Source organism: Rossellomorea sp. DUT-2 (assembly GCF_052665285.1).
Genome location: NZ_JBQPEO010000003.1, coordinates 98877 through 125337 on the forward strand (window position 1 = coordinate 98877; position 26461 = coordinate 125337).

28 protein-coding genes and 1 other annotated feature are annotated in these 26461 nt (G+C 43.4%); of the genes, 19 read left to right on the plus strand and 9 right to left on the minus strand.

Annotation, left to right across the window (positions count from 1 at the left end; genetic code table 11):
- Positions 1–51: 51 nt before the first annotated feature.
- Positions 52–651 carry a YczE/YyaS/YitT family protein gene (locus ACOSV2_RS11310; protein ID WP_428975167.1) on the minus strand — a complete coding sequence of 200 codons (600 nt, stop codon included), beginning with the start codon at positions 649–651 and terminating at the stop codon, positions 52–54.
- A gap of 100 nt (positions 652–751) precedes the next feature.
- On the opposite strand from ACOSV2_RS11310, the gene ACOSV2_RS11315 reads away from it, so the two are divergent.
- On the plus strand, positions 752–3022 hold the full coding sequence (locus ACOSV2_RS11315; protein WP_428975168.1) for a helicase C-terminal domain-containing protein: 2271 nt from the start codon (positions 752–754) through the stop codon (positions 3020–3022).
- Positions 3023–3056: 34 nt separating this feature from the next.
- On the opposite strand, the gene ACOSV2_RS11320 is transcribed toward ACOSV2_RS11315, so the two are convergent.
- A complete protein-coding gene (locus ACOSV2_RS11320; RefSeq protein WP_428975169.1) occupies positions 3057–3494 on the minus strand; it encodes a ferritin-like domain-containing protein in 438 nt (145 codons plus the stop codon).
- A 147-nt stretch (positions 3495–3641) separates the two neighbouring features.
- Here ACOSV2_RS11320 and ACOSV2_RS11325 point away from each other — a divergent pair, with 147 nt between their 5' ends.
- Positions 3642–3797, plus strand: a complete 156-nt coding sequence (locus tag ACOSV2_RS11325) for a hypothetical protein (protein WP_181778057.1) — start codon at positions 3642–3644, stop codon at positions 3795–3797.
- Between the two features lie 61 nt (positions 3798–3858).
- Positions 3859–4098 carry a YkuS family protein gene (locus ACOSV2_RS11330; RefSeq protein ID WP_113968558.1) on the plus strand — a complete coding sequence of 80 codons (240 nt, stop codon included), beginning with the start codon at positions 3859–3861 and terminating at the stop codon, positions 4096–4098.
- Positions 4099–4280: 182 nt separating this feature from the next.
- Here the strand turns inward: ACOSV2_RS11330 and ACOSV2_RS11335 are convergent, their stop codons facing one another.
- The gene (locus ACOSV2_RS11335; protein WP_428975170.1) at positions 4281–5243 is read right to left on the minus strand and encodes a S8 family peptidase; all 963 of its coding nucleotides are present in this window, start codon (positions 5241–5243) and stop codon (positions 4281–4283) included.
- 383 nt (positions 5244–5626) lie between these two features.
- Between ACOSV2_RS11335 and ACOSV2_RS11340 the strand changes: the two genes are divergently transcribed.
- Positions 5627–6145 carry a superoxide dismutase family protein gene (locus tag ACOSV2_RS11340; RefSeq protein ID WP_428975877.1) on the plus strand — a complete coding sequence of 173 codons (519 nt, stop codon included), beginning with the start codon at positions 5627–5629 and terminating at the stop codon, positions 6143–6145.
- A 49-nt stretch (positions 6146–6194) separates the two neighbouring features.
- Here the strand turns inward: ACOSV2_RS11340 and ACOSV2_RS11345 are convergent, their stop codons facing one another.
- Complete coding sequence (locus ACOSV2_RS11345) at positions 6195–7538, minus strand: sodium-dependent transporter (protein ID WP_428975171.1); 1344 nt, start codon at positions 7536–7538, stop codon at positions 6195–6197.
- Positions 7539–7624: 86 nt separating this feature from the next.
- Positions 7625–7836, minus strand: a binding site (T-box leader).
- Between the two features lie 222 nt (positions 7837–8058).
- On the opposite strand from ACOSV2_RS11345, the gene ACOSV2_RS11350 reads away from it, so the two are divergent.
- Both ACOSV2_RS11350 and ACOSV2_RS11355 read left to right on the plus strand, forming a co-directional pair.
- On the plus strand, positions 8059–9216 hold the full coding sequence (locus ACOSV2_RS11350; protein ID WP_428975172.1) for an NAD(P)/FAD-dependent oxidoreductase: 1158 nt from the start codon (positions 8059–8061) through the stop codon (positions 9214–9216).
- Positions 9217–9278: 62 nt separating this feature from the next.
- Positions 9279–10835: an ABC-F family ATP-binding cassette domain-containing protein gene (locus ACOSV2_RS11355; RefSeq protein ID WP_324746552.1), complete on the plus strand. Its 1557-nt coding sequence runs from the start codon at positions 9279–9281 to the stop codon at positions 10833–10835.
- 52 nt (positions 10836–10887) lie between these two features.
- Here ACOSV2_RS11355 and ACOSV2_RS11360 read toward each other — a convergent pair whose 3' ends face one another.
- From ACOSV2_RS11360 to ACOSV2_RS11370, 3 genes are all read right to left on the minus strand, one after another.
- Complete coding sequence (locus ACOSV2_RS11360; RefSeq protein WP_397553081.1) at positions 10888–11574, minus strand: GntR family transcriptional regulator; 687 nt, start codon at positions 11572–11574, stop codon at positions 10888–10890.
- A gap of 115 nt (positions 11575–11689) precedes the next feature.
- A complete protein-coding gene (locus ACOSV2_RS11365) occupies positions 11690–12535 on the minus strand; it encodes a YitT family protein (protein ID WP_428975173.1) in 846 nt (281 codons plus the stop codon).
- 213 nt (positions 12536–12748) lie between these two features.
- Positions 12749–13657, minus strand: a complete 909-nt coding sequence (locus tag ACOSV2_RS11370) for a DUF899 family protein (RefSeq protein WP_428975174.1) — start codon at positions 13655–13657, stop codon at positions 12749–12751.
- Positions 13658–14132: 475 nt separating this feature from the next.
- On the opposite strand from ACOSV2_RS11370, the gene ACOSV2_RS11375 reads away from it, so the two are divergent.
- The 13 genes from ACOSV2_RS11375 (at position 14133) to paaX (ending at position 25250) form a co-directional block, all read left to right on the plus strand.
- Positions 14133–15458, plus strand: coding sequence for a phenylacetate--CoA ligase family protein (locus ACOSV2_RS11375; protein WP_428975175.1), 1326 nt, complete (start codon positions 14133–14135; stop codon positions 15456–15458).
- A 73-nt stretch (positions 15459–15531) separates the two neighbouring features.
- Positions 15532–16500 (plus strand): 1,2-phenylacetyl-CoA epoxidase subunit PaaA, encoded by a 969-nt coding sequence (gene paaA, locus ACOSV2_RS11380; RefSeq protein ID WP_428975176.1) that lies wholly within the window; start codon positions 15532–15534, stop codon positions 16498–16500.
- Between the two features lie 15 nt (positions 16501–16515).
- The gene (paaB, locus tag ACOSV2_RS11385) at positions 16516–16872 is read left to right on the plus strand and encodes a 1,2-phenylacetyl-CoA epoxidase subunit PaaB (protein WP_113968566.1); all 357 of its coding nucleotides are present in this window, start codon (positions 16516–16518) and stop codon (positions 16870–16872) included.
- Positions 16869–17687: a 1,2-phenylacetyl-CoA epoxidase subunit PaaC gene (gene paaC / locus ACOSV2_RS11390; protein ID WP_428975177.1), complete on the plus strand. Its 819-nt coding sequence runs from the start codon at positions 16869–16871 to the stop codon at positions 17685–17687. The genes paaB and paaC overlap by 4 nt, the downstream gene beginning before the upstream one ends.
- Before the next feature lie 13 nt (positions 17688–17700).
- A complete protein-coding gene (gene paaD / locus ACOSV2_RS11395) occupies positions 17701–18180 on the plus strand; it encodes a 1,2-phenylacetyl-CoA epoxidase subunit PaaD (RefSeq protein WP_428975178.1) in 480 nt (159 codons plus the stop codon).
- A 166-nt stretch (positions 18181–18346) separates the two neighbouring features.
- A complete protein-coding gene (locus ACOSV2_RS11400; protein WP_113968569.1) occupies positions 18347–18655 on the plus strand; it encodes an EthD family reductase in 309 nt (102 codons plus the stop codon).
- Positions 18648–19427 (plus strand): enoyl-CoA hydratase/isomerase family protein, encoded by a 780-nt coding sequence (locus ACOSV2_RS11405; protein WP_428975179.1) that lies wholly within the window; start codon positions 18648–18650, stop codon positions 19425–19427. Before ACOSV2_RS11400 ends, ACOSV2_RS11405 begins: the two co-directional genes overlap by 8 nt.
- 12 nt (positions 19428–19439) lie before the next feature.
- A complete protein-coding gene (locus tag ACOSV2_RS11410) occupies positions 19440–20213 on the plus strand; it encodes an enoyl-CoA hydratase-related protein (protein ID WP_428975180.1) in 774 nt (257 codons plus the stop codon).
- A 24-nt stretch (positions 20214–20237) separates the two neighbouring features.
- Entirely contained in the window at positions 20238–21755 is a 1518-nt protein-coding gene (locus ACOSV2_RS11415; protein WP_428975181.1) for an aldehyde dehydrogenase family protein, read from the plus strand.
- 70 nt (positions 21756–21825) lie between these two features.
- Positions 21826–22701, plus strand: a complete 876-nt coding sequence (locus tag ACOSV2_RS11420) for a 3-hydroxyacyl-CoA dehydrogenase (protein ID WP_428975182.1) — start codon at positions 21826–21828, stop codon at positions 22699–22701.
- Complete coding sequence (locus tag ACOSV2_RS11425; RefSeq protein ID WP_428975183.1) at positions 22698–23903, plus strand: thiolase family protein; 1206 nt, start codon at positions 22698–22700, stop codon at positions 23901–23903. Before ACOSV2_RS11420 ends, ACOSV2_RS11425 begins: the two co-directional genes overlap by 4 nt.
- 82 nt (positions 23904–23985) lie before the next feature.
- A complete protein-coding gene (locus ACOSV2_RS11430) occupies positions 23986–24207 on the plus strand; it encodes a hypothetical protein (protein ID WP_428975184.1) in 222 nt (73 codons plus the stop codon).
- A gap of 167 nt (positions 24208–24374) precedes the next feature.
- Positions 24375–25250, plus strand: a complete 876-nt coding sequence (paaX, locus tag ACOSV2_RS11435; protein ID WP_397553069.1) for a phenylacetic acid degradation operon negative regulatory protein PaaX — start codon at positions 24375–24377, stop codon at positions 25248–25250.
- Between the two features lie 49 nt (positions 25251–25299).
- On the opposite strand, the gene ACOSV2_RS11440 is transcribed toward paaX, so the two are convergent.
- Together ACOSV2_RS11440 and ACOSV2_RS11445 are read right to left on the minus strand one after the other, a co-directional pair.
- A complete protein-coding gene (locus tag ACOSV2_RS11440; protein ID WP_428975185.1) occupies positions 25300–25968 on the minus strand; it encodes a DUF1129 family protein in 669 nt (222 codons plus the stop codon).
- A complete protein-coding gene (locus ACOSV2_RS11445; RefSeq protein WP_324746570.1) occupies positions 25958–26293 on the minus strand; it encodes a PadR family transcriptional regulator in 336 nt (111 codons plus the stop codon). The genes ACOSV2_RS11440 and ACOSV2_RS11445 overlap by 11 nt, the downstream gene beginning before the upstream one ends.
- Positions 26294–26461 lie beyond the last annotated feature (168 nt).

Here is a 26461-nt window from a genome sequence, read left to right on the forward strand (position 1 = left end):
GGAAATCACTAAGTGTTTTTTTATGAAACAACAAGACAAAATAAAATTGATTCAACTCCATTTCCCGTACATACGTTCCATGATAGGATAGAAGATATGAATAATAAAACCAAGCGTACAGGCGACAATCACCGTGCCGATGCCAACTGCTCCATGAAAAAGCATGGCTAACGTAATGGCAATCGCTTCGTTCAATAAACGGGAATTACGTAAATTCAAACCAAACCGTCTATGAATCGCGACCATAAATGTATCCATGGGGCTTGAAGGAAGCTTGGCTTGAAGATAAATGGAGATTCCGATGCCGAGTAGCAATATACCTGTCAGCACAAGAGACAATTGCTGAAAGAATCCGGCCGGTTCAAGGATTTCAAGACCGATCGTGATCCAATAATCAACCATCATCCCGATGACGAAGATGGAGAGTGCAGCTAACCATTGAATGGGCTCCTTTAATAACAGAGCGTTTATACAGATGAGAATACATCCATTGATGAAGATGCATGTCCCGATGGAAAGGTTGAACAAAGTAGATTCACCAACGGCCAGTGCATCCCAGGGGGCCGCTCCCAAATCACCTTTAATAATAAGAGAAACTCCTAATGATAATGCCAGTAATCCTATACTGTAAAAAATGAATCTTGCCTTCATTCCCCGAATCCTCCGTTCGAAAAAGCTTGTCTAATATATATGTTCACTGAAAAAAATTAGAATGATAATTTGTGTGGGAAAGAAAGAGGTGAGAAGTCACATGAAGAAAACGTTCAAGATTTCAATAAGGGAATTAGTAGAGTTCGTATATAAAGAAGGAAGCATAGATGTCAGGTTTCAAGCCCGTTCTTCCATGACCATCGGAACCAAGCTTCATCAAAAACTACAGAAAGAATACAAAGAAGGTGATGAGAAAGAAGTCTTTCTAAAAGGAGAAAGAGCGGTGGAGGATATTGTCTATCAACTGGAAGGCCGCTGTGATGGGATCCATTATGAAAACGGGGAAGTAATCGTAGAAGAAATTAAATCAACGGCAAGAACAATAGCTCAGATCGAAGAAGGTGCCCGTGTCCACTGGGTACAAGGTGAATGCTATGCCTACTTATTGGCAAAAGAAAGGCAGTTAAAGGGTATTGGCGTGCAGCTCACGTACATAGAGGTAGAATCTGAAAAAACGAAGTCTTTCACCCGTACTTATACAATGGAAGAGCTCCAACACATCGTTGACGAGACCCTGGTTGCTTATACTCCATTTGCTTCACTTATACTCAGCAATCAGGAAAACCGAATAAAGAGTATTCCAGACCTGGTATTTCCTTATCCAACTTATCGAAAAGGGCAAAAAAACCTTGCTGGTGCTGTCTATAAAACGGTTACTGAATCCAAATCTCTGTATGCGAATGCTCCGACAGGAACAGGGAAAACCATTTCAACCTTATTCCCGACGATTAAAGCGATGGAGAAAGGACATTCAAAGTGGTTTTATGTGACAGCTAAGACGATTACCCGTACTGTCGCAGAGGAAGCGCTGGTTCTTTTAGAACGGGAAGGATTATCACACAGGGCGATTACCATTACGGCAAAAGACAAAATCTGCTTTCAAGAAGAAACGATTTGTCAGAAAGAATATTGTGAATTTGCGAACGGCTATTATGATCGAATTAACGGGGCACTCATTGATATATTAACGCAAGAAACCATCATCACACGTCCGATTGTTGAAACATACGCCAGGAAGCACCGGGTATGCCCCTTTGAATTTTCAATCGACCTTTCCTATTTAGTAGACGGTGTCATCTGTGATTATAACTACATCTTCGACCCGAAGGTTTCATTCAAAAGAATGAGTGATGAAGGGAAGAAAAAGACGACTCTACTCATTGATGAAGCACATAATCTTGTTGGCAGGGGACGGGAAATGTATTCAGCCACCCTGAGGAAGTCCGATTTTTTAAAAGTCAAAAGAAAGTATCCGGGATATGTGGACTTGAAGCAAAGCGTTGTCGCGGTTAATAAGCAGTTCCTCCGTTTGAAAAAAGAACAAGGAGATGATGTGCGTAATGAGTTGGATGCAGAGTTAGTGGATGAGGTGCAAGGTTTTGTTGAGATAGCAGAAAAATACTTGGGAGAAGCGGAAGGGGATTGGTCTGAGGACTTTCTTCAATTGTACTTTGATGCATTACAATTTGTGAGGATTTCCAACCTCTTTTCTGATGAACATCGGTTTGTGATCGATCAAACGCCTAAAGGAGTAGAAGTGAAACTATTCTGCATTGATCCTTCAAAGCTTATTAAACAAATAACTAGGTCCTTTCAATCATCCATATTTTTCTCAGCTACTCTTCACCCCTTTTCATACTATTTTCAGCAACTGGGTGGGTGTGAAGAGGATTATCGGTTTTTGATTCCTTCGCCATTTGAAAAAGAACAATGGCAGGTTGGGATCCATCCGATTTCAACCCGGTTTAAGGACAGAGAAAGAACCCTTTCCTCGATTACACGTTCCATTACAGAAGCGTTCAATGAGAATAAAGGAAACTATCTGATCTTCTTTTCATCGTACACCTATATGCGGGAAGCCTTCGAGGAAATGAATCAGGATGCAATGAAGGCAGAATTCATCATCCAGGAGCCTAATATGAAAGAAGCAGACAGAGAGAATTTTTTAAACGAGTATCAAAGCGACAGAGGCCTTCCGGTGATTGGATTTGCCGTATTGGGAGGTATCTTCTCAGAGGGTATCGATCTAAAAGGAGATCGATTAAAGGGTGTAATGATTGTAGGAGTAGGGCTGCCTCAGCCAAGCAGGGATCATGAAATCATTAAGGACTATTTTAATGAACGGGGGTTAAATGGATTCGATCATGCGTATGTCTACCCGGGATTAAATAAAGTATTTCAATCCGGGGGGAGACTCATCCGTTCAGAGGAAGATACGGGAGTTCTCAGATTGATCGACGATCGTTATCTGTCACCGAAATACCAGTCATTACTGCTTGAAGAATGGAAGGATTATCGAATCATTACATGAAAAAAGACCGCTGATAGCGGTCTTTTTTCATGTATTAGTTAAAAGAAGGATCCTTTAGTAAGCGATCGAATTCTTCTAGGTGATGGGTTTCATCTGCAATCATGTCATCTAGCTTGATGCTAAGCTCGACGAGACCCAATTCCTCGGCTTGCTCTTTACGTATTTTATAGCGTTCGATTGTATCCGCCTCAGCTTTACGGCCTTCCTCTAACATTTCCTTCACATTATCTGTTTGTTTCACGGCAGCCGGAGTGGTCGTCGGATCTCCGCCCAATGTTTTAATTTTTTCCGCTAAGTATAAAGCATGTCCCTGTTCATCCGGGATTTCCTCTTCGAAGAAGGGCTTTAAGATTTGACGATATAAGCCACTCACGACAGCAGCGTAGTTTGTGTAAAGAATAACTGCAGCATATTCATTCGATAAATCTTCATTTAATCCATCGATTAATTCTTTTAATTTTGCTTCATCCATTTGAATACCACCCTTTTATTTATTGTTATATAGAGTATTTACCCGGCAAAGTGACAAATAAACATTCTGAAAGTAATCGAATGCCCTTCAAATATTTTGCCTTGAAATGGGGATTCTAATTCTATAAAAGTCAGAGGAGGGATGAGAATGTCTAAACAGGGAAAGAAAAGTATGGACCAAACATCAGAACAGTTGGCAAAGCAAAAGGCCAAGAATGATGTGGAATTCGGAACTGATATTCAGGTGGGGAATTCAAAAGGCCAAAGTCAGAAAAAAAGTGGCAAACAAGTAAATAAAAAATAAATGACGAATATCTTTTTCCCCGGAAGAAAAACCTATATGTAGAACCAGGAGGTGTAAAGGCATGAGAATTGGTGTTGAACAATCCTTACAAAACGTCGTGCAAGCCTTACGTGAAAAGGGGCATGACGTCGTTGAACTAAAACAGGAAACAGACGCAAACGGCTGTGACTGCTGCGTAGTGACAGGAATGGATTCCAATGTAATGGGGATTCAAAACGTAGCTACTCAAGGATCCGTGATCGAAGCAAGTGGACTAAGTGCTGATGAAGTATGTCAGCAAGTTGAGAGCAGATTACAATAGTAGAAAAGCAGTGCAAAAAGAACAGTCTTTAGTGGCTGTTCTTTTTCAGTAGCATAGTAATAAGAAGGGTGAGTGCACGATTTCTGGCTCATTCGCGTGAAAAGTACGTTTCACGCGCCTTTCAGCATAGCTGAAAGGTCACTTGATAGGAAATGAGCCAAAAATCAACTAGTTAATGTCCTTCACCCAATCTGAGCAAGAGGCTGGTTTCTCAAGTGCTCCCTCAGTAGGTCGGGTGCTGTGATAAACAACAAACCATTTCCTTCCAATGTTTTTGGGAATCCGAGTGGAACCGTGCGTTTAATGAGCTGTGCATACAATTCGGTTTCTGAAAGCTTGCGGTCGAAAGCTGCTTGCTCGAATTCTTTGATGAGGGCTAATGCTCCGGACACGTGTGGAGCCGACATGGAGGTACCGCTGAGTTTAGCGTATTTTTCACCGGGAATGGTAGATAAAATTTGTTCACCCGGTGCCACTAAGTCGACTTCATTATTGGAATTCGTAAAGTAAGAAGATTTTCTTTGAAGGTCGATGGCTCCTACAGAAATCACTTCATTGTAACAAGCGGGAAAAGAAAATTCATCGGTGCTGCTGTTCGAGTCACCTTCGTTACCTGCTGCACAAACAACTGATATATTTGCATCCACCGCTTTTTGAATCGCTTCGTGCAGAGGCTTGTGGTCAGTGGGACCTCCCAATGACATGGAGATGATGTCGACCTTTTGTTCGATCGCATACAGAATGCCGTTCACGATCCAATCGTATTTTCCACTCCCGCGGCTGCCCGCCAGTACTTTAATAACCAATAAATCGGCCAGTGGCGCAACCCCGATAACCCCATCTCCATTTTCACTTGCAGCAATCGTACCAGCCACATGGGTGCCGTGTCCGCTATAATCAGTAACGTTATTTTTATCACCGTTATCATCGTCGGTGAAATTGCGGAATCCCTTCACTCTCCCTGCCAGATCAGGATGGTTCATATCGCAGCCTGTATCCAGGACGGCGATTGTCGTCCCTTTTCCTTTGAATCCATTCTTCCACATACTAGGAGATTGAATTAAATCAACGCCTTTAGGAATTTCATTTGCATCAACAATCATTTCGTCCATGAAATATGGAATTAACCTAATTTCACCTTGCATATCAATCCCTCCTAAAATGGTACTGCATTAAAAATCTGAAGTTTCTGAAAATATAACATTTTTTGGACAAAATGAAAAGGGATAATGGTAATAGGAAAATAAAACCAATCATATTTTCCCTTCTTTACGCATAGAGGAGGGGATTTTAAAGTTTTGAAGGTAGTATTCAATGGAAGAGCCGGTGAGAACCTCCAGACTTGCAGTCAATGTGTCAATCTCATTAGCACAAATTTAAACAAACGTTTGACTGATAGGATGAACCATTGAGTAGATAAGGTTTTCAGAGGTTAAACAAACGTTTGGTTAAAAAGTGAAGTTCTGGTTTTTTCATCATGTCACTAATACTTTCAACATAAAATGTCTTGAAGGAAGGTGAATCAATGATGAATTATTATCAATATGGGTATCCGGGTTATTCATATTATCGATCCGCTCCTGACATGGCCTTCGCTCAAATACAGGGAGGTCCATTAGCCCCAGGATTGCAGGGCTATGTTTTTTTTCGGGAAGTGCAAAATGGGGTGGAAGTATATGCAGAGGTAACAGGTTTACCATCATATAAGGAAGGAAAAGGTGATCAAAATCCGATCGGGCCTCATGGATTTCACTTACATGAAAAGGGAGTTTGTGAAATAGGCGACCATAAGGAGCCTTTCTCTTCTGCAGGGGGACATTGGAATCCGACGGGTCAGCCTCATGGTAATCATGCGGGGGATTTTCCTGTCCTGTTTTCAAACGAAGGATACGCTAAAATGTCCTTTTTTACGAATAAATTCAAAGTGAAAGACGTCATAGGCAAAGGGGTCATCATCCATCAAAGCCCGGATGACTACAGATCACAGCCCTCAGGAGATGCGGGGAAACGGCTCGCATGCGGAGTCATTATGGGGTATGGGGTCTAATGAAAAAGGGTTGACCTTTGACAGGTCAACCCTCTTCTTTCATCATCTATTAGAATAGGCCCAATACATCAAGCATGACAATAACGATTAGCAATGGAGCTACAAAGCGGATCAGGAAGAACCAGGTTTCGAATAATCCCCGCTTCAATCCACTTCCTTGCTTCAACTCTTCGTAAAGTGCTGTTTTCTTCATTTTCATAGGTACGAACAATGCAATAAGCAGTGATCCAATCGGAAGCAGCACATTACTGACAGCGAAATCAGCCAAGTCAAAAATGGTCTTATCGAATAGGGTGATATCCCCAAGTATCCCAAATGATAATGCCGATGGAATACCGAAAATAAAGATGGAAAGACCAATGATCCAAGACCATTTCTTGCGCTTTTCAGGTTCTCCTTTTGAAATGACCGAAACGATGATTTCGAGCATGGAGAACGCGGATGTTAAAGCAGCGAACAAGAACAGGACAAGGAATGCAATAAAGAACAACATCCCAAAAGGAAGTTGACTGAACACGGTTGGTAAAACGTTAAACAGTAATACCGGGCCCGCCCCAGGTTCTAAATCAAAGGCAAAGACTGCCGGGAAAATGGCCAAACCTGCTAACAGTACGATGAAGATATTCATAGCCACAATGGATATGGCTGATCTGGGCAGGCTCTGCGTTTTCGGCAGGTAAGAACTATATGTTACCATCACCGATACACCCACACTTAGCGTGAAGAACGATTGTCCCATCGCTTCTAATATCGTTTGTGATGTGACCTTTGAAAAGTCAGGTTGCAACAGGAAGGTGATTCCAGCCATGGCATTATCAAGGGTTACAGCACGAACGACCAAAAGAATAAATAGAATAAATAATGCCGGCATCATGATTTTACTGGCCAGTTCAATCCCTTTTTGAACCCCTTTAGCAACCACGATGATGGTCATCAAGATGAAAAGGAATTGAACAAATACACTTGTTACAGGATTTGAGATCGTTGCACCAAATACTTCTGCGTATTGATCCGAGGAAAGATTGTTCAATTGACCTGTAATGGCTTTAAATAAATAAACAACAATCCATCCGCCAATCACGCTGTAGAAGGAGAGTAAGATAAAGGAAGTAACCATTCCAAGAATCCCTACCCAATGCCAGCGTGTACCTGGGGCAATTTTCCGATACGAATCAACGGCATTGCTCTCTGCAGTCCGTCCGATGGAGAATTCAGCCAGTAGTAATGGAAGTCCGAGTAATAAAGTAAAAAGAATGAAGATCAGGAAGAATGCTCCGCCTCCATTTTGACCAGCGATATAAGGGAACTTCCATATCGCCCCCAATCCAATCGCAGATCCTGCTGCCGCTAATATAAAGCCAATCTTTGATGACCATTGTTCACGTTGACTCATTCTCATTCTCCTTTCTTTTTTCTGTTTATTATTGACATGTGGGGCGTGCCGCTTTCAAATAACACAAAAAAATCGCCCCTACATATCGTAGGGACGATTTGGATATCGCGGTACCACCCTAGTTATGAGAAATCGATTCTCATCACTCTTCACACATAACGGCCTTAACCGTCTTTTGATCTCGTCAAAAGAAGCTCCGGAATCGAAATTCACCAATCATCTTTGTACCGGTTCACACCGACCACCGGCTCTCTTTAACAGGGAAATGTTCGCTACTTGTTTCCATCAAAGCTATTCAATATTAGGTTATACAATTTTTATCATGAAACAAAACAACTTGTCAATATATTTTGAAAAAAGTAGTGAGAATTGTCTGGAATTGTTGGTGGTATTTGGTGTTGTCAGGGTGCAGGATGTACTGGTAAAACAAGATCAAACTCCTTGAAAACTGCATCTCCATTGAGTTCCCCCTTCTTCTCAAGTAGAATGAAGAAAAAACGTAATGAAAAAGGTGTTTTAAATGAAATCATATATTGTGGTCGGAGCTGGAATTCTTGGGGCTTCTACGGCGTATCATCTTGCTAAGGCCGGAGCGCACGTAACAGTAGTAGACCGTCAGGACCCTGGACAAGCAACCGATGCTGCAGCGGGGATAGTCTGTCCGTGGCTGTCCCAGCGCCGGAATAAAGTGTGGTATCGACTGGCCAAAGGCGGTGCAAAGTATTATCCTCTCATCATTCAGCAGCTGGAAGCAGACGGGGAAACAGAAACAGGATATAAGCGTGTAGGGGCGATCAGCCTTCATACCGATGAAAATAAGCTTCGGAAAATGGTGGAGAGAGCGGAAAAACGTCGGGAGGATGCACCTGAAATCGGTGAACTCACGATTCTTACGGCTGAGGAAACACGTCGGCATTTCCCCCTTTTATCTGAAGAATATCAAGCTGTTCATGTAAGTGGGGCGGCACGAGTTGATGGAAGAGCGATGCGGCAGGCGCTTATTAATGGAGCCAAGAAGAACGGGGCGATATTCCGCAAAGGGGATGCCAGGCTTCTGAAAGAACATAACAGGATTACAGGTGTCACAATAGACGAAGAAAAGCTTGCAGCAGATGAAGTGATTGTCACAGCAGGTGTGTGGGCGAAGGAACTTTTTGAGCCACTGGGAATAACCTTTATGGTATCTTCCCAAAAAGCGCAAATTCTTCATTTAGAGGTAAAGGGTGAAGAAACGAGTGGATGGCCTGTCGTCATGCCTCCTAATGACCAATACCTTCTTGCTTTTCCTGAGGGAAGAGTCGTAGCAGGAGCCACTCATGAAAATGATAGGGGGTCCGACCGTCGGGTGACAGCAGGTGGTTTATATGAAGTACTTCACAAAGCGATTGAAGTGGCACCCGGTATCCATGACAGTACAGTGATGGAAACAAGGGTGGGGTTTCGCCCGTTCACTCCCGGTTTTCTCCCCGTTTTCGGAGCGATGCCAGGACTTCCCGGGGTGCTGGTAGCGAATGGACTTGGAGCATCAGGACTGACGGTTGGCCCATATCTTGGTTCGGAGCTTGCGAAGCTTGCACTCGGTGAACCTACTGAACTGGATCCTGCCGACTATGATGTAGCAGGGGCCACCCGAGTAAAGGAAGAAAAAAACACCAGCTCATTTCCCTCTATCTTCTAAGCGTAATGACCCTTATAATAAAGGGAGCGAATTTTAGTATATAAAGAAAAGGTGTTTACAATATGAGTTTATTATCAGTTCAAAATTTGACTCACGGTTTCGGTGACCGTGCGATTTTTAATGACGTTTCTTTCCGTTTGTTAAAGGGTGAACATATCGGCTTGATCGGTGCCAACGGAGAAGGAAAGTCTACCTTTATGAACATCATTACAGGAAAGCTTGAGCCCGATGAAGGAAAAGTGGAGTGGGCGAAGCGAATTCGTATCGGTTACTTAGATCAGCATGCGAAGCTTAAGCAGGGCATGACGATTCGGGATGTGCTGAAGACAGCGTTTCAATACCTGTTTGACATGGAAACAGAAATGAATGAGTTATTTGCAAAAATGGGAGAGGCAACTCCAGAAGAGCTGGAAGGATTGCTGGAAGAAACCGGGACTCTTCAAGACGCCCTTACGAATAATGATTTTTATATCATTGACGCAAAGGTAGAAGAAATTGGGCGAGGTCTGGGATTGGATGATATTGGCTTGGATAAGGATGTTCATGATTTAAGTGGAGGACAAAGAACGAAAGTCTTACTGGCTAAACTCCTACTTGAAAAACCGGAAATTCTATTACTCGATGAGCCGACCAACTATCTTGATGAACAGCATATCAATTGGTTGAGACGCTATCTGCAGGAATATGAAAATGCGTTTATCCTGATCTCACATGATATTCCATTCCTAAATAGTGTCATCAATCTTATTTATCATATGGAAAATCAAGAACTGAATCGTTATGCGGGAGATTACCATGAATTCAAACGCGTCCATGAAATGAAGAAGCAGCAACTAGAGTCAGCTTTCAAGAGACAGCAACAGGAAATTTCGGAGTTGAAGGATTTCGTTGCCCGTAACAAAGCGCGAGTATCCACTCGAAATATGGCGATGTCCCGTCAGAAGAAGCTGGATAAGATGGACATGATTGAACTGGCTGCCGAAAAGCCGAAGCCCGAGTTTCATTTCAAACAAGCAAGAACCGCCGGCAGGGTCATTTTTGAAACGAAGGATCTTGTGATCGGTTATGATGAACCATTGTCCAAACCACTCAATCTCAAGATGGAACGCGGTCAGAAGATTGCTCTATCTGGAGCAAACGGTATCGGGAAGACGACTCTACTACGAAGTATTTTAGGAGAAATCAAACCCATTTCAGGTTCAGTGGAGCTGGGAGACTATCTTCATATCGGTTATTTTGAACAGGAAATCAAGACCAAAAATAATAACACGTGTATTGAAGAGGTGTGGAATGAGTTCCCATCCTTCAATCAAGCTGAAGTGCGTGCTGCCCTGGCGAAATGCGGCCTGACGACAAAGCATATCGAAAGCAAGGTAGAAGTGCTGAGCGGTGGAGAGAAAGCGAAGGTACGCCTATGTAAATTGATGAACAAAGAATCGAACGTCCTTGTATTCGACGAACCAACCAACCACTTGGACGTTGAGGCAAAAGAAGAATTGAAACGGGCCCTTAAAGAATACAAAGGCACCGTTCTCTTAATCAGTCACGAACCTGAATTCTATCAGGATGTGGCGACAGAAGTATGGAACTGTGAAAACTGGACGACGAAATTATTCTAATTGTAAAAGCCGATTCCCACGCAAAGACAAGGTGGGAACCGGCTTTTTACGTTCATTCGTCTACTAAAACAGACTCAAGTGAGGAATACCCATTATCCTCCAATCGCAAATCATCAAAACTATGCTTCATATGAAGATCGATCAGTTCCAACAAAGTTTGCTGATCTTTGTCTTCGATCGCCTTTACCATTTCTTCATGTTCGCGGAAACGGACGTTTTCACCTGGTTCCACATGATAAAACACATCAAATAAAAACAGATAGACGTTAGACTGAGTAAGCATTTCATCCATATATCGTAACAGGAATTTATTCCCGCTGACTTCTGCGAGGAATAAATGAAACTGTTTATTGAGCTCGACGTATTTTAACAGGTCCTTTTGTTTGTAGGTTTCCTGTTCGTTCTCAAGAAACTCATACAGCTTTGACATATGCGATTTTTTCACCTTTGGGAGGCCGTATTTTACAGAAAGGAATTCTAGTTCTTTCCTTAATTCGAAGAAAGATATAATCTCTTCTTTTGTAGGATGGACGACAAATGCGCCTCGATTCGGAATGATCTGAACCAGTCCTTCGGCTTCCAGTCGTTTCAACGCATGTCGGATGGGGGTTCTGCTCACATCCATCTTCAGAGAGATGATTTGTTCCACAAGCTGGGTTCCCGGAGCGATCTTTCTGGCAAGTAAGGCATCTTTCAGTTGCCCATACACTCTAAACTCTGCGGTTTGTCTCTTTTTCACGTTCATCATCCATTCAGGTCTATTATTTCATATTGTCTATCATATACGAAAAAAAGGCTGATCCAAAATCAGGTGTCTCCAAATTCCTAAAATGACACCTGATTAGATCAGCTTTTTAAGCAAAAGATTTAAAATTCTGTCCCCAAATTTCGTTCATACTGTGTACGGTGATAAATGCTTTCTCATCGGTTGATTGAATATATGATTTCAATTTCGAGAATTCTCTACGACCAAGAATGGTTGTGATGACTTCTTTTTGATCATCAGAAAAAGCCCCTTTTGCTGAGTGGAGAGTGGCCCCTTTTTCAAGATCTCCAACGATAAACTGCTTAATTTCCTCACTGTGCTCACTGATGATCACCACTTCTTTGTTTTCATTGAAAAATTGAAGGGTCCGGTCAATCATCATTCCTTTTAATAACAATCCAAAGAATGCATACAATCCGATCTGCAGCCCGAAGAACCAGGCAGATGAAATGACAATGAGTATATCGGAAGCAAGGACTGCCCGTCCGAGATCAAGACCAGAGAACTTGTTAATAATCTTCGCAAGAACCCCCGTTCCACCAGCGGAAGCTTCTTGGTTAAAGATCATGGCGACACCAATGGCCCCAATGAGGGTGCCAATCACAATTTGGATAAGCACGTCATGGCCGATGGGATCGTAGAGGGGATGATAAACCTCTAAAGCCCAAACCATTCCACTTAATGAGAGGCTTGCGAAAACCGACTTCAGGCCGAAACTCGGACCAATCAGAAGTAAGCCGAGAATGAATAATATCATATCAAGTGCAAACATAATCACACCAACAGGTAAGTCCATGAATTGTGACAAAACGATACCTGCCCCGCTCGTACCTCCAGTGCCGACCTTATTTGGTGATAAGAAAAAATGTATATTCAGCGCAATCAAGAAAGCGCCAAGAGTTATATTCAGTAAGGATTGAACTTGTTTCATCATGGAGCAAGCTCCTTTCAGTAACCGTAGTTGTAAAAACAATCAACCCGATTATAAAGAGTGAAAACTGGGATGTAAATGGTAAATTCCGATGTAAGCATTTACTTATAAAAGTTTTTATTATAGATTTTTTCTGACTTTTTTTGATCAGAATTTGTGGAACCGGCAACTGAATAATAAGAAAAGCTTGCTTTGAATTTCAAAGCAAGCTTTTTATTAGTTGGTTTTTCGGACCTCATACAAATGAAACTTCAATCCAAACGGATCAGATATCATTTCACTTTTCTCGTGATAGGCGTGATCTACATTGCAGCCGCTGTCCAGGAGTTTTCGTTTACTTCTTTCAAAATCATCCACAGCAAATTCGAAATGCACGGTGTTATGATCACTATCTTCAATGAAGAAATTCCGACCATTCATCGAGAGCTTTGTTTCATTTGGTCCCCGCTCATCAACCTTCATTCCAATGATATTTGTGTAAAATTGAATCGCCTCATGATAGTGCTTCACTCCAACGGCAACATTTTTAGTGAGCTGAAAGGATGAACGTTGGTTATGCTTTAGCTGAGGGACAAAATCGTCTGATGGTGCCTGTAATAAATCCAGTAAGGAATAAATGACGCAATATTCGTCTCCCGGCCCGAAGTATGCGGAGCTGCAATGATAAATCATTCCTTCTTCACTTTTCTTGAAAGTGGACACCCCTGGCATGGAGGTTTTCTCGGTTTTAAACCCGAGATCTTGTGAAAAAGTGTTTCCTTTCGATGATACAAGTGGAAAGGACCACCCTTTTGAAGAAGCAAAGTCTTCTTGAACGGCTGGATCGTCTGGAGAGAATAGAACAAATTCACAACGACTTAACAAATGATGATACACCCCATTAAAGCCATCCCCCCACATGGAACAATAGCGGCAATTCCTCCCCATATTATGAATGATAATTAGTTCATCCTTGTCTTTGAAAAGTTCCTCTAGTGTAACAGTTTTTTGATCAGGTGTTAAAAAGAGGTAGTTTTTAACCTTTTGTGGCGTTTGGTCTTTGCGTAGCTGTGCAAGCTGCTTTTTCTTTTCCGTGATTTCCAGCTCTAAAGCATGGATCTGTCTTGTTCCTTTGTAAGTGGTCATTTTATAGCCTCCTTAAGAACTAGTCATTCGTAAGATTTCTCTATTGGTGTGGGATGTCCTTCTTTTGGGGATAGAAAAGAGCCAGAAAGAAAATACGTTTTTATGATGATGAAATTCAAGATTTTTATTGTAAATTGCTAAAAAATAGATTGGAAGATCAAACGATAATAAAATAGTATATGGTTTATTCGAGCTTCTGCATGTATATCAGCGATTTTTAAAATTTATCAGCGGCAATTAGATTAGATCAGCGAAATCAAACCTTTTATCAGCAAACCGGTTTTCCTAACGATCGAACAAATACTCTCCGCCACAAAGAAAACCCAACTTTCAATGATTAAATTTTCTGAAAATATATTGACAATTTTCTGCAAAACCGTTATCTTGTGAGTAGTTAAATATAACACGTAATTATATAAACGAATTAATAACGTTATATAAATATATTTTTATATAGTGACAGGAGGCCGATGCTTTGATTTTGCATGAGATTGAAACTGCCAGTCGATCGCAAATGGAACGCCTTCAACTAGAGAGATTACAACATATTGCATCTTATGTGTATGAACGAGTCCCTTTTTACCGTGAACAATTTGATCTGAGAGGTCTGAAGCCAGAGAATATAAAGTCTTTGTCAAACCTCAAAATGTTACCGCTTACAAAGAAGAAAGATTTACGGGAAAATTACCCTTTTGGCCTGTTCGCGGTCAAGCGTGAAGAAATGGTAAGGGTCCATGCATCTTCCGGAACAAGTGGAAAGCCAACGGTTGTAGGGTATACCCGGAACGATATCAACATGTGGGGAGAAATTGTGGCAAGGGCCATTGCCATGTCAGGTGGAAAACCGGGGGACGTCCTCCATAATGCATATGGATACGGACTATTCACAGGTGGTTTGGGCCTGCATTATGGGAGTGAGAAGCTTGGGATGATCACGGTGCCGGTATCGGGCGGAAACATGTCCAGACAAATCACTTTATTGGAAGACTTTCAGCCCACGGTCATATGCGGCACCCCATCTTACGTTCTCAATTTGGCAGAATCAATGGAGGCACAGGGGAAGGATCCGGCTTCACTATCCTTACGATATGGAATATTCGGGGCTGAGCCCTGGTCGAATACGCTGAGAGAAACATTGGAAAGAAAACTCAATATTAAAGCGTGTGACATATATGGCTTAAGTGAAGTCATCGGCCCTGGGGTTGCCATGGAATGTCACGAAGCACAGGATGGCCTTCATATTGCCGAAGACCATTTTCTCGTGGAAGTCATTCACCCTGATACATTAGAGCCGCTGCCGGAAGGGGAGGTCGGGGAACTTGTCTTTACGAGCTTAACGAAGGAAGCCTTTCCGATCATCCGTTATAGAACCGGAGATATAGCTTCGATTCAGCACGGAACATGCTCATGTGGACGAACGACGGTGAAGATGTCCCGTGTTAAGGGAAGGGTGGATGACATGCTGATCATCAGGGGAGTGAACGTGTTTCCATCTGAAATGGAACACTTCCTGCTTCAGATAAGGGAGCTTGCACCACATTATCAGGTTCACTTAAAGAAAAAAGGGGCACTTGATATGGTGGAGCTCCAGGTTGAGGTCACGGATGAATGCTACCAAGAAATGTCTCAAGACATAAAGCATGAAGGAATCAATCACTTGGAAGCAAAAGTGAAAAGCCTCATGAAAGATCGTTGCTATGTTTCCATGGATGTGAAAATCAGGGGACCGAAAGAAATCCCCCGTTCAGAAGGGAAAGCCATCCGGATTGTGGATCTTAGAGGAGAAGCCATGTTTCAATAAATTTTTTTGAGAAAAAAAGTTATCACACAATATAGTTCCCGCGTAGTAACTGTGTGATAAAGGAGGAGCTACAATGAGTGACGTATTATCAAATCAACAACTGACAGACGAAGAGCGTATGGCTCATTTTATGAGAAGGATTGAGAATGACGAAAAGATCGAAGCGGATGATTGGATGCCGGATGAATATCGAAATGCACTGATCAAGCTGATTTCCATGCATGGGATCAGTGAAATCATGGGGGCACTTCCCGAGAAGGAGTGGGTACCGAAAGCACCTACACTAAGAAGGAAGCTTGGAATCATGGCAAAGGTACAGGACGAGATGGGCCATGGACAGCTTCTGCTTCGTGTAGCGGAAGATTTAATGAAGCCTTATGGGAAAACACGTGAGCATATTATGAGAGATTTGTTTTCAGGAGATTTAAAGTTTCATAACGTTTTTCACATGGAGGCGCCTACTTGGGGAGACGCTGGATTGATCGGCTGGCTTGTGGACGGGGCAGCGATCATCACTCAAACAAATATGCTCCATGCCTCATACGGTCCATATGCCCGGGCGTTAAAGCGGATTTGTGCGGAAGAAGTGTTCCACGCACAGCATGGTGAAGCCATCATCATGGCTCTGGCAGAAGGGACTCCAGAGCAAAGGGCATTAGTTCAGGATGCAGTGGACCGCTGGTGGGAATCGCTTCTTATGTTCTTTGGACCGGGTGATGCGAAAACGACAGGTTCCTCTAAGCAGGATATCACCATCAAATACAACATCCGGACGAAAACAAATGAACAGCTGAGACAGGACTTTTTCACGAAATATGTTCCGAGGATGCTGTCGTTAGGTCTTACTCTTCCTGATGAAACGATGTACTTCGATGAAGAAAAGGACTTATGGATCTATAAGCAGCCCGACTGGAACCGCTTCAAGGAAATCATTCGGAACAATGGGCCGAAATCAAAGGATCGCCTTCGTTTAAGAGAATTATCCTACGACAATAATGCGTGGGTTCGAGAAGCATTAAGCCCTAGTGACCAAGTAAGCTAGAAGGGAATGAGTTGGATGTCTGACAAGGGGCAGAACTTTTATCAGGAATTTGAAGTGTTTAGTAAAAGGACGGACGGTGCGCAAATGCAGCATCAATTCAGTCTGTTAGCACCCAACCATGAGCTTGCCATGGTGATGGCTCAAGAGAATTTCATGAGAAGAGAGCCGGTTTCGGATATATGGGTTGTGAAGCGGTCGGACGTGCGGATGATGACACCTGAGGAAAGAGAGAGTGTCGGCCGTCTTGATAATAAAGATTACCGGAACGCCAAAGGCTACGGTTATCTGAAGAAGAAGTGGAGACAGTACGAACAGGAAATGCTCGATGAGAAAGAAATCATGTCATGGGGAGAGTTGGTGAAGAAGAAATGAAAGTGAAAAGTCCAAATGACATCCCGAACGCAGGTTATAAAGAAGCGCTTCTGAGCCTGCTCTATCAACTGGCCGACGATGATTTCATCCTTGCTTACCGCGGTTCTGAATGGCTGGGACTCGCTCCTCATATTGAAGAGGATGTCGCGTTTTCCTCCATTAATCAAGACACGATGGGGCATGCCACCATGTTCTATCAGCTCCTTGAAGAGTTAGGGGAGGGGGATCAGGACCATCTGGCACATGGAAGGAAGGCGCCAGAACGAAGAAATGCCATCTTACTGGAAGAAGTGAATGGCTCAGGACACTACTTACAAGAACCCCGCTACGACTGGGCATTTGCGGTTGTAAGACATTATTTCTACAGCGTCGCCAAAAAGGTGCGAATTGACTCGTTAAAGAACTCCTCCTATGAACCACTTGCCGAAATGGCGATCAAAATCAACACAGAATTATATTATCACCTGCTGCACTGGAAAACCTGGTTCATTCAATTAATGAATGCAGGCGGGGAAGCAAGGGAGCGAATGAATAAGGCGATTGAACGAGTATTAAATGAATTCCAGGGAGTCCTGACCCTGGGGCCACTGGGGAAAGAAATGTCACTTATGGCTCTGATCGAAGGAGAAGAAAGCTTAGCGAAACGATGGGAGCTGGCCCTTCAACCGGTCTTCCAATCTACTCAACTATCCTTTCCTCCGAATGTAAGCATGAAAAAAGGGAATGGACGCTTAGGTGAACACACTGCTGAACTGGATACGGCACTTTCTACATTAAGCGAAGTCTATAACACAAATCCCGCAGCAAGCTGGTAAAGGATGAAGGAAAATGACTGCAACCGTTTTAAATGTTCTTCAAACTGTGAAAGATCCTGAGATAGATTCCATCAGCATTGTGGATCTTGGAATGGTCAATCGCATTCATCATCAGGAAGATGCTCTGATGATTGAACTCCTCCCAACTTTTGTCGGCTGTCCTGCATTGGACATTATCAAAGGAAATGTGGAGAAGGCTTGTCGGGATCAGCTTGGAATTCAATCCATACAGGTGAAATTTGTCTATTCGCCTCCATGGACCTCCGACCGGTTAACCGAAAATGGCCGGGAGAGACTGAAGGAGTTCGGCATCGCACCCCCGCCTGAACATTTCACCGGGGAAGAAGATTGGGAGATTCACTGTCCATATTGTGATTCCCCCTATACCTCCATGGAGAACTTGTTCGGTCCCACCGCCTGCAGAAGCATTCTATACTGCAAACAATGCCGTAACCCGTTTGAAGCCATGAAGCCAATATCGACAATGATGTGAAATTTAGTAAGTTTTAGCTTTTAGCACCGTTTATCTAAATCTACCTTTTTACAAAGCTTTTTTTAAAAGATTGTTGATTTGTAAGGCTTTGTTGAAATCAACTACTACTGTCTTTATAACAATAGCACCAAAATAAACTACTGAAAATCAAAGGAGAGATTCCACTATGGTAAAACTAATCGCATTGTATAAGCACCCTGAAAACAAAGAGAAATTTGATGAGCATTACTTCAATACCCACGCTCCGATCACGGCAAAAATTCCTGGTCTTAAAAAGATGGATGTAACGAAAATCGTCGGTTCACCTATGGGTGGGGAAGGCAAATACTACTTAATGTGCGAAATGTATTATGACAATCATGAAGCGATGAAAGCAGCCATGAAATCCGATGAAGGCAAAGCCTCCGGGAAGGACCTTATGGGCTTCGCCGCAGAGTTAGTCACTCTTATGATCGGTGAAGAAGTGAATGAGTAAAGAGTTCGAATATATCGTAGTGAGCGAGAGGGACGGACTTGGCTTTATTGAATTGAATAGACCTAAAGTTTTGAACGCCATCAATCGTCCTATGGTATCGGAGTTGGTCAATGCTTTCGAGGCATTTGACCGGAACGACAGTGTGAAAGCAATTGTTTTATCAGGGAGGGGCAGAGCCTTTGCTGCAGGAGCAGACATTGATGAAATGGCAGAAGACGGGGCCATAGATTTAGAGCTCTTGAATCAATTCATCGAATGGGACCGCCTGGCCTGGATTAAGAAGCCGATTATCGGAGCGGTCCAGGGTTTTGCATTAGGAGGCGGGTTTGAGTTAGCTCTTTGCTGCGACATTCTATACGCTTCAGAGGATGCCAGCTTCGGTTTTCCTGAAGTGAATCTTGGGGTCATGCCTGGAGCAGGTGGAACCCAGAGGCTCACCAAATTGATAGGCAAATCAAGAGCGATAGAATGGCTGTTATCCGGAGACATGTTTACAGCCACGCAAGCTCTCGAGTGGGGAGTCATCAACCGGGCGATTCCGAAAGAATTATTAATGGAAGAAACCGAGAAGTTTGCGAAGAAATTAGCTGCAAAGCCACCGCTTTCCTTGAGATTGATCAAAGAATCTGTCCATAAAGCCGTTGATTCTTCGATTTATGAAGGGATGCAATATGAGCGGAAGAACTTCTATCTTCTTTTTGCTTCTGAAGATCAGAAAGAAGGCATGAAGGCTTTTGTGGAAAAACGGAGACCGAATTTTAAAGGGAAATAAGGAGGCTGCCGCATGTTTGAAACGATTAAATATGAAGTGAAAAATAACGTAGCCTGGATTACCTTGAACCGTCCTGAAAAGCTGAATGCTTTCATCCGTCAACTTAATCTGGAAATCCAAAAGGCGATGAAGGACTCTTCAAGAAATGAAGAAGTTAGAGCCATCGTGATTACAGGTGAAGGCAGGGCTTTTTGTTCGGGCCAGGATTTAAGCGAAGTGGATGAATCGATGGATCATGGAGAGGTCCTTCGAAATAACTACGGACCGATGGTGAAAGAAATTGAGCAGTGCGAAAAGCCGGTCATTGCAGCCGTCAATGGAGTGGCGGCAGGAGCGGGCTTCAGCCTGGCACTTGCCTGTGACTTCAGACTTGTGTCTGAGAAAGCGAGCTTTGTGCAAGCATTTGTGCATGTCGGATTAGTCCCGGATTCAGGGAATCTTTATTATTTATCAAAGATTGTTGGCTACGCAAAAGCGCTGGAACTGGCGGTGTTTGGAGAGAAGATAAAGGCGGTCGATGCAGAAAAGCTGGGTCTTGTCACGAAAATCATATCACTTGAAGACTGGCAGGAAGAGACGGTGGCGTTTGCCGAAAGAATCGCCTCTATGCCAACGAAGGCAATAGGTTTGATGAAGCGTTTATTAAAGGGAAGCGCGGATCTATCCTTCAACGAATACTTAGAAAAGGAAGCCTGTTCCCAGCGGATCGCAGGCAAGACACAAGATCACCGCGAAGGTGTGACAGCATTTATGGAGAAAAGAAGACCAGCCTTTCACGGAAAATAATTCAATCAAAAAGGAGATGGAGTTATGTCTACAGTAAAAGAGCAAAGCTTTGAAGTCCTTGAAATGAAAAGAGAACATTATTCATTGGTGATCAACGGCCAACGTATGGAAAGCGGTTCGGGTGAAACCTTTACGACGTACAATCCTGCGACAGGTGAGGCGATTGCCACCGTTTCACTGGCATCTGTGGAAGATGCTGAAAAAGCGGTTGAAGCAGCGAGAAACGCGTTTGACTACGGTAAGTGGAAGAAGTTCCCGATCAATAAGCGTTCCCGCGTGCTCAATAAAATTGCAGGCATTATGCGATCACGTTTTAATGAACTTGTCTCTCTTGAAATCATCGATAGCGGGAAATCACTATCCGCCGCACAAGGTCAAGTGATGCAAGCGATCGAAGACTTTGAGTTCTATGCAGGAGCGATTGTGGGCCATCGTGGAACGGTGAATAATGTACCAGGTCAATTCATGAATGTTGCGGAGAAAGAGCCGGTCGGTGTATGTGCTCAAATCATTCCGTGGAATTATCCATTGATGATGGCAGCGTGGAAAATTGCACCTGCCATTGCGTCAGGCTGTTCGGTTGTCGTGAAACCAGCGACTCTTACACCATTAACAGCGATTGTCCTGGGTGAAATTTGTATTGAAGCCGGCGTTCCTGAGGGTGTTGTCAACATCATCCCGGGTGCAGGTTCTTCTGTCGGTAATTACTTAGTTGAGCATAAAAAGGTGGATAAAGTAGCCTTCACAGGTTCCACCCCTATCGGTAAAAATATCATGGAAAAGGCGTCTCAAACCCTAAAGAGAGTCACTCTAGAATTAGGTGGGAAGTCACCAAACATCGTATTTGAAGATGCAGATGTCGATGGAGCGGTGGATGGTTCCCTGTTCGGAATCTTCTATAATACAGGTCAATCCTGTGAAGCACGATCCAGACTGTATGTACATGAAGATATCTACGATGAGTTCATGGAAAAGTTCGTAGAAAAGACGAAGAAGCTGAAACTGGCTGATCCCCATGATAAAGGAACTCATATCGGGGCGATCATCAACCAGGAGCAGCTGGACACGATCGACGGCTATGTTCACTCTGCCAAAGAAGAAGGGGCAACGATCTTAGCCGGGGGAAGCCCTGCGAAGGTTGAAGGCTTCGAAAAAGGCTATTGGTATGAGCCAACCATCATTACAGATGTGAATCACGACATGAAGGTTGTAAAAGAAGAAATCTTCGGACCAGTTGTGGTGGTAATGAAATTCAAAGATGAAAAAGAAGCGATCAAAATGGCCAACGATAGCGAATATGGACTCGGTTCAGCCGTGTGGACTCAAAACCATGGCCGTGCGACACGAGTATCGAAAGCGATCCAGGCCGGAATCGTGATGGTGAACTGCCCGTTCTCCGCTTTCCCGGGTACTCCATTCGGAGGCTACAAGCAGTCCGGATTCGGCCGTGAACTTTGCGTTGAAACGCTCGATCTCTACACAGAAACAAAGAGTATCATTTCTTACTTCGGAAACCGTCCGTTAAATCCATTTGGTGTGTAAGAAGACATAAACAAGCAGGGGGTTGTCCTATCAGGGTCAACCCCTTATTGCAAGAAAGGGGAAAACAAACATGACGCAGCATATCGTGGTAGTTGGTTCCGGAGTAATGGGTAGAGGGATCGCTTATGTAAGTGCAGTTGGAGGCTTCCGGACCACACTGGTTGATATTAAACAAGAGCAGTTGGATCATGCCAGGAATGAGATTGGGCTCATTTTCCAAAAAGGAATTGAAAAAAATAAGATTACTCAGCAACAGTACGTAGAAGCAAAAGAGCTAATGAGCTATTCAACGAATCTTTCGATTGCCGTACGGGATGCCGATGTGGTCATCGAGGCGGTTCCGGAAAAAACAGACATCAAGCGTGGCGTATTTGAAGTGCTGGACTCGCATGCCCCGGAGTATTGCTACCTGGCAACGAATACCTCCACCATGAGCCCGACGGAAATTGCCTCATTTACGAAACGACCTGACAAAGTCATTGCCATGCACTTTTTCAACCCCGTACATAAAATGCCACTCGTTGAAATCGTGAAGGGATTGGAAACAAGTGATGAAACGACGGAGGTCATCCAGCAAGTAGCCCGCCTGATGGGGAAAGAAACAGTGGTCATCAATGAGTTCCCTGGTTTTGTCACAAGCAGGATCTCTGCCCTCGTTGGGAATGAAGCCTTTTACATGCTCCAGGAAGGACTCGGTTCTCCTGAAGAAATCGATAAAGCAATCAAGCTCGGATTAAATTACCCGATGGGCCCATTTGAACTTGGAGATTTAGTCGGACTGGATACACGATTGAATAATCTTAAGTACCTTCATGAAAAGCTCGGAGAAAAGTACCGTCCGGCCCCTCTTTTAGAGAAGTATGTAAAGGCAGGACGACTTGGTCGAAAAACAGGCAAGGGTGTTTATGATTACTCGGAAACAAAGGAAAAGGAGCATCAGTCATGAGAGAGGTTGTCATTGTCGATGCTGTCAGGACCCCGATTGGAAAATACAAAGGCTCTTTGAAAGAGGTGCGTCCTGATGACTTGGGCGCACATGTGATTAAAGCCCTCGTCGAACGGAATCCCCTCGTCCCGGTGGATACGATTGAAGAGGTGGTACTTGGAAATGCAAATGGTGCCGGCGAGGACAATAGGAATGTCGCGCGGATGTCGACACTCCTGGCAGGTCTCCCTGTTGAAGTCGGGGCCACCACCATCAACCGTTTATGCGGTTCTGGACTGGACGCTGTGAACTATGCGGCGAGAGCCATTTTGGCTAATGAAGGAGATGTGTTCATTGCAGGCGGGACTGAAAGTATGACGCGGGCTCCGTACGTCATGGCAAAGCCTTCAAAGGATTACCCAAGGGGCAATATGGAAATGTTCGATACGACGATTGGTTGGCGCTTCGTCAATTCCCGTCTCAAAGAAAAATACGGGACCGATTCTATGCCGGAAACAGCTGAAAACGTGGCGAAACAGTTCGGCATTTCGAGGGAAGAACAAGATCACTTTGCTTACTGGAGCCAAATGAAGGCGAAACGTGCCATGGATGAAGAACGGTTTAAAGAGGAAATCGTGTCCGTTGAATTACGTGACCGTAAAGGAAACCTTTCTACATTCCAGTTCGATGAACACCCAAGGCCCGATACGAATAGTGAGAAACTGCAGAAGCTTAAGCCCTTATTCCAAGGAGGAACGGTGACAGCTGGGAATGCATCAGGAGTGAATGATGGTGCATCCGCCCTTTTATTAATGAGCAGGGAGAAGGCAGAGGAATTAGGTGTTACACCTCTGGCCCGCTACATGACATCGGCCACTTCAGGGCTTGAACCTTCAGTGATGGGTCTGGGGCCGATCTATGCCACACAGAAGGTACTGAAACGGTCCGGCCTTGCCCTTGACCAAATCGGCTTAGTGGAGCTTAATGAAGCATTCGCAGCACAATCCATTGCCTGCATCCGTGAGCTTGGGTTGAATGAAGAGATCGTCAATGTCAATGGAGGAGCCATCGCATTCGGGCATCCACTTGGAGCAAGTGGAGCGCGTATCCTTACCACCCTTCTGTATGAAATGAAAAAGAGGAAGGTACGGTACGGCTTGTCTACCATGTGTATTGGTGTCGGGCAGGGGATTGCGACTTTAGTAGAGAATATTGAAATTTAATAGTTTGAGTCCTGTATGTGCAGGGCTCTTTTTGTGATTAGAATCGCCCCTATTTAGAAAAGATAGAAGTGAGGTGAATGAGATGGAATTTGAAATCATGACAAAAGAAAGTGAGATTCCTTGTCTCGTAGTCGCGGATGAGGATAACGGAAGGTATTTGATAAGGAAAGCCGATACGAGTGGGGAAGTGTTCAACAGCCAGGAAGAGCTCGTGAGATGGATCGAGGCGAATTGGTCGAAGGAACAGGTTGTCAATTCGTATGAATTTGTTAAAATGCTGGAGATGTTGAGGATGTATCATTGAGGGTCAGGCTCTGTAGGTGAGCCTGATTTTTTAGTGCCTGAAATTCATTTCCAAACTTAAAAATCATGAATATTCATTTATTTTCATAGAAAGTTTATGATAATATATAAATCAAACGTAAATTAAACGTCATAAACAAACGGAATATATCTAAAGGAGAGGCACCGATGAATACACGATCAATGATCTTTACACTATATGGGGACTACATACGGCATTATGGCAATAAGATATGGATCGGCAGTTTGATACGTCTTCTGAATGAATTCGGTCACAACGATCAAGCAGTCCGTGCAGCCATTTCAAGAATGAATAAGCAAGGCTGGGTACAGGCAGAGAAACAAGGGAACAAAAGCTACTACTCCCTCACAGAACGCGGTGTGATCCGAATGGAAGAAGCGGCAAACAGGATCTTCAAGCTGAAGCCGGAGCAATGGGACGGTAAATGGAGAATCCTGATGTACTCGATTCCGGAAGAGATTAGAAGCATCCGTGATGAACTGAGGAAAGAACTGGTTTGGAGCGGTTTTGGAACCCTTTCTACAAGCACGTGGATCTCTCCTAACAATCTGGAGAAGCAAGTCCAATCCCTGATTGGAAAATACGAGATTAAGGACTATGTCGATTTCTTCATTGCTGAATATGAAGGCCCCAATGAGAATCAGCGTTTGATCGAAAAAAGCTGGGACCTGAAAGAAATCAATGACCGCTATCAGGAATTCATTTCCCATTACAGTCAACAATACATGATTGATAAGAGTAAGATCGGGAAAGGGCAAATGACCGATGCTGAATGCTTCGTGGAAAGAACGAAGCTCGTCCACGAATACCGTAAATTCCTCTTTGTCGATCCCGGCCTGCCGGAAGAGCTGCTGCCTGAAAAATGGCTCGGCGCACACGCTGCCTCCCTGTTCGGAGAATACTACAAAGAACTTGCAGAACCTGCCTCACGATTCTTCGAAAGTGTCTTCGAAGACGGCAACGAACTCAAAAACAAAGACCTGAGTTACAACGTCATGACCCACCCATTATTATTAGACTGACAAAAACCACTTGCCGGTTTGGCAAGTGGTTTTTTTGAGGGACGGACCTCTATTTTTTCAGAAGATAAGAGATACCAAATAATAATGCCCCGGTAAGGAAAGAAGCATACCAAGGAAAAAGGAGCGATGGACCAAGGTCAGGCAGGAAGTAAGTGGCGCAAATTATTATGCCCATCGATACCATACCCATTGTGCCTGCCTTGATGGAATCTTTCACAGGAGTTTGTTTCTCTTTAAATAAAGAATGTTTAATGACCGAGAAAATGATTTTTACCCCAATCAAACTGGAAATGAAGATGATAAGTACCAATATACCGGAAGTGACTGGATATACTTCACTGCTTATATCTTTGAACATCGGCCCAATCAATAATAAGAGTCCTCGAAACAACAAGAAATATCCCAATAAACCAAAAGCTAATGATGATACGAAAGTAACGACATTCCTCTTCTTTTCTGTAGGAAGATGTTCAATAATATCATCAGCGTAAGCCTTAGGATCATCCCCTAATATCATTCTGGCTGTTTTTCCTTCACGCTGCCCATCAATAATATGATCCAGGATTTCCATTAATATTTCCTCGGTCTGCTGCTCCGATAATGAAAGCTGTAGGCGCATGTATATCAAAAAATCTGAATAATATTTTTCATTCTCTTCCGACAATCCTGTTCGTTTCTGATTGTTCAATTCAATTAACTGCTTTGCTTCAATCATCATGGTTCCCCCTCTTTAATAGTGTTGTGACCGGTGATACGATTTGTTCCCATTCCCTTGATATATCAGAGAGTGCTGAATGTCCTTCTTCCGTTAAGTAATAGTATTTTCGGTTAGGGCCTGATTCAGAAGGCTGCATTTCCCCGCGAATCAGATTATTTTTCTGAAGTCGTAACAACACTGGATAAATGGTCCCTTCGCTCACATCCTGTAAACCGGAAGACTGCAACTTTTTGGAAAGTTCATATCCGTAGACAGGCTCTTTTTCAATCACAGAAAGGACGCAACCATCTAATATACCCTTTAATAGCTGACTGCGGATAGACATATAGTGCCTCCCTTTTTAGTATATTGCAATACAAGGTACTGATGTAAAATATAACTACCTTGTTTTACAAAGTAGCTGATTTTAGAATATGTGTTTTGGAATGAAATGTCAATAAATAATTCAAATTGATGGAAATTATTTTCGGTACTTGTCGTACAATTCGAAAAA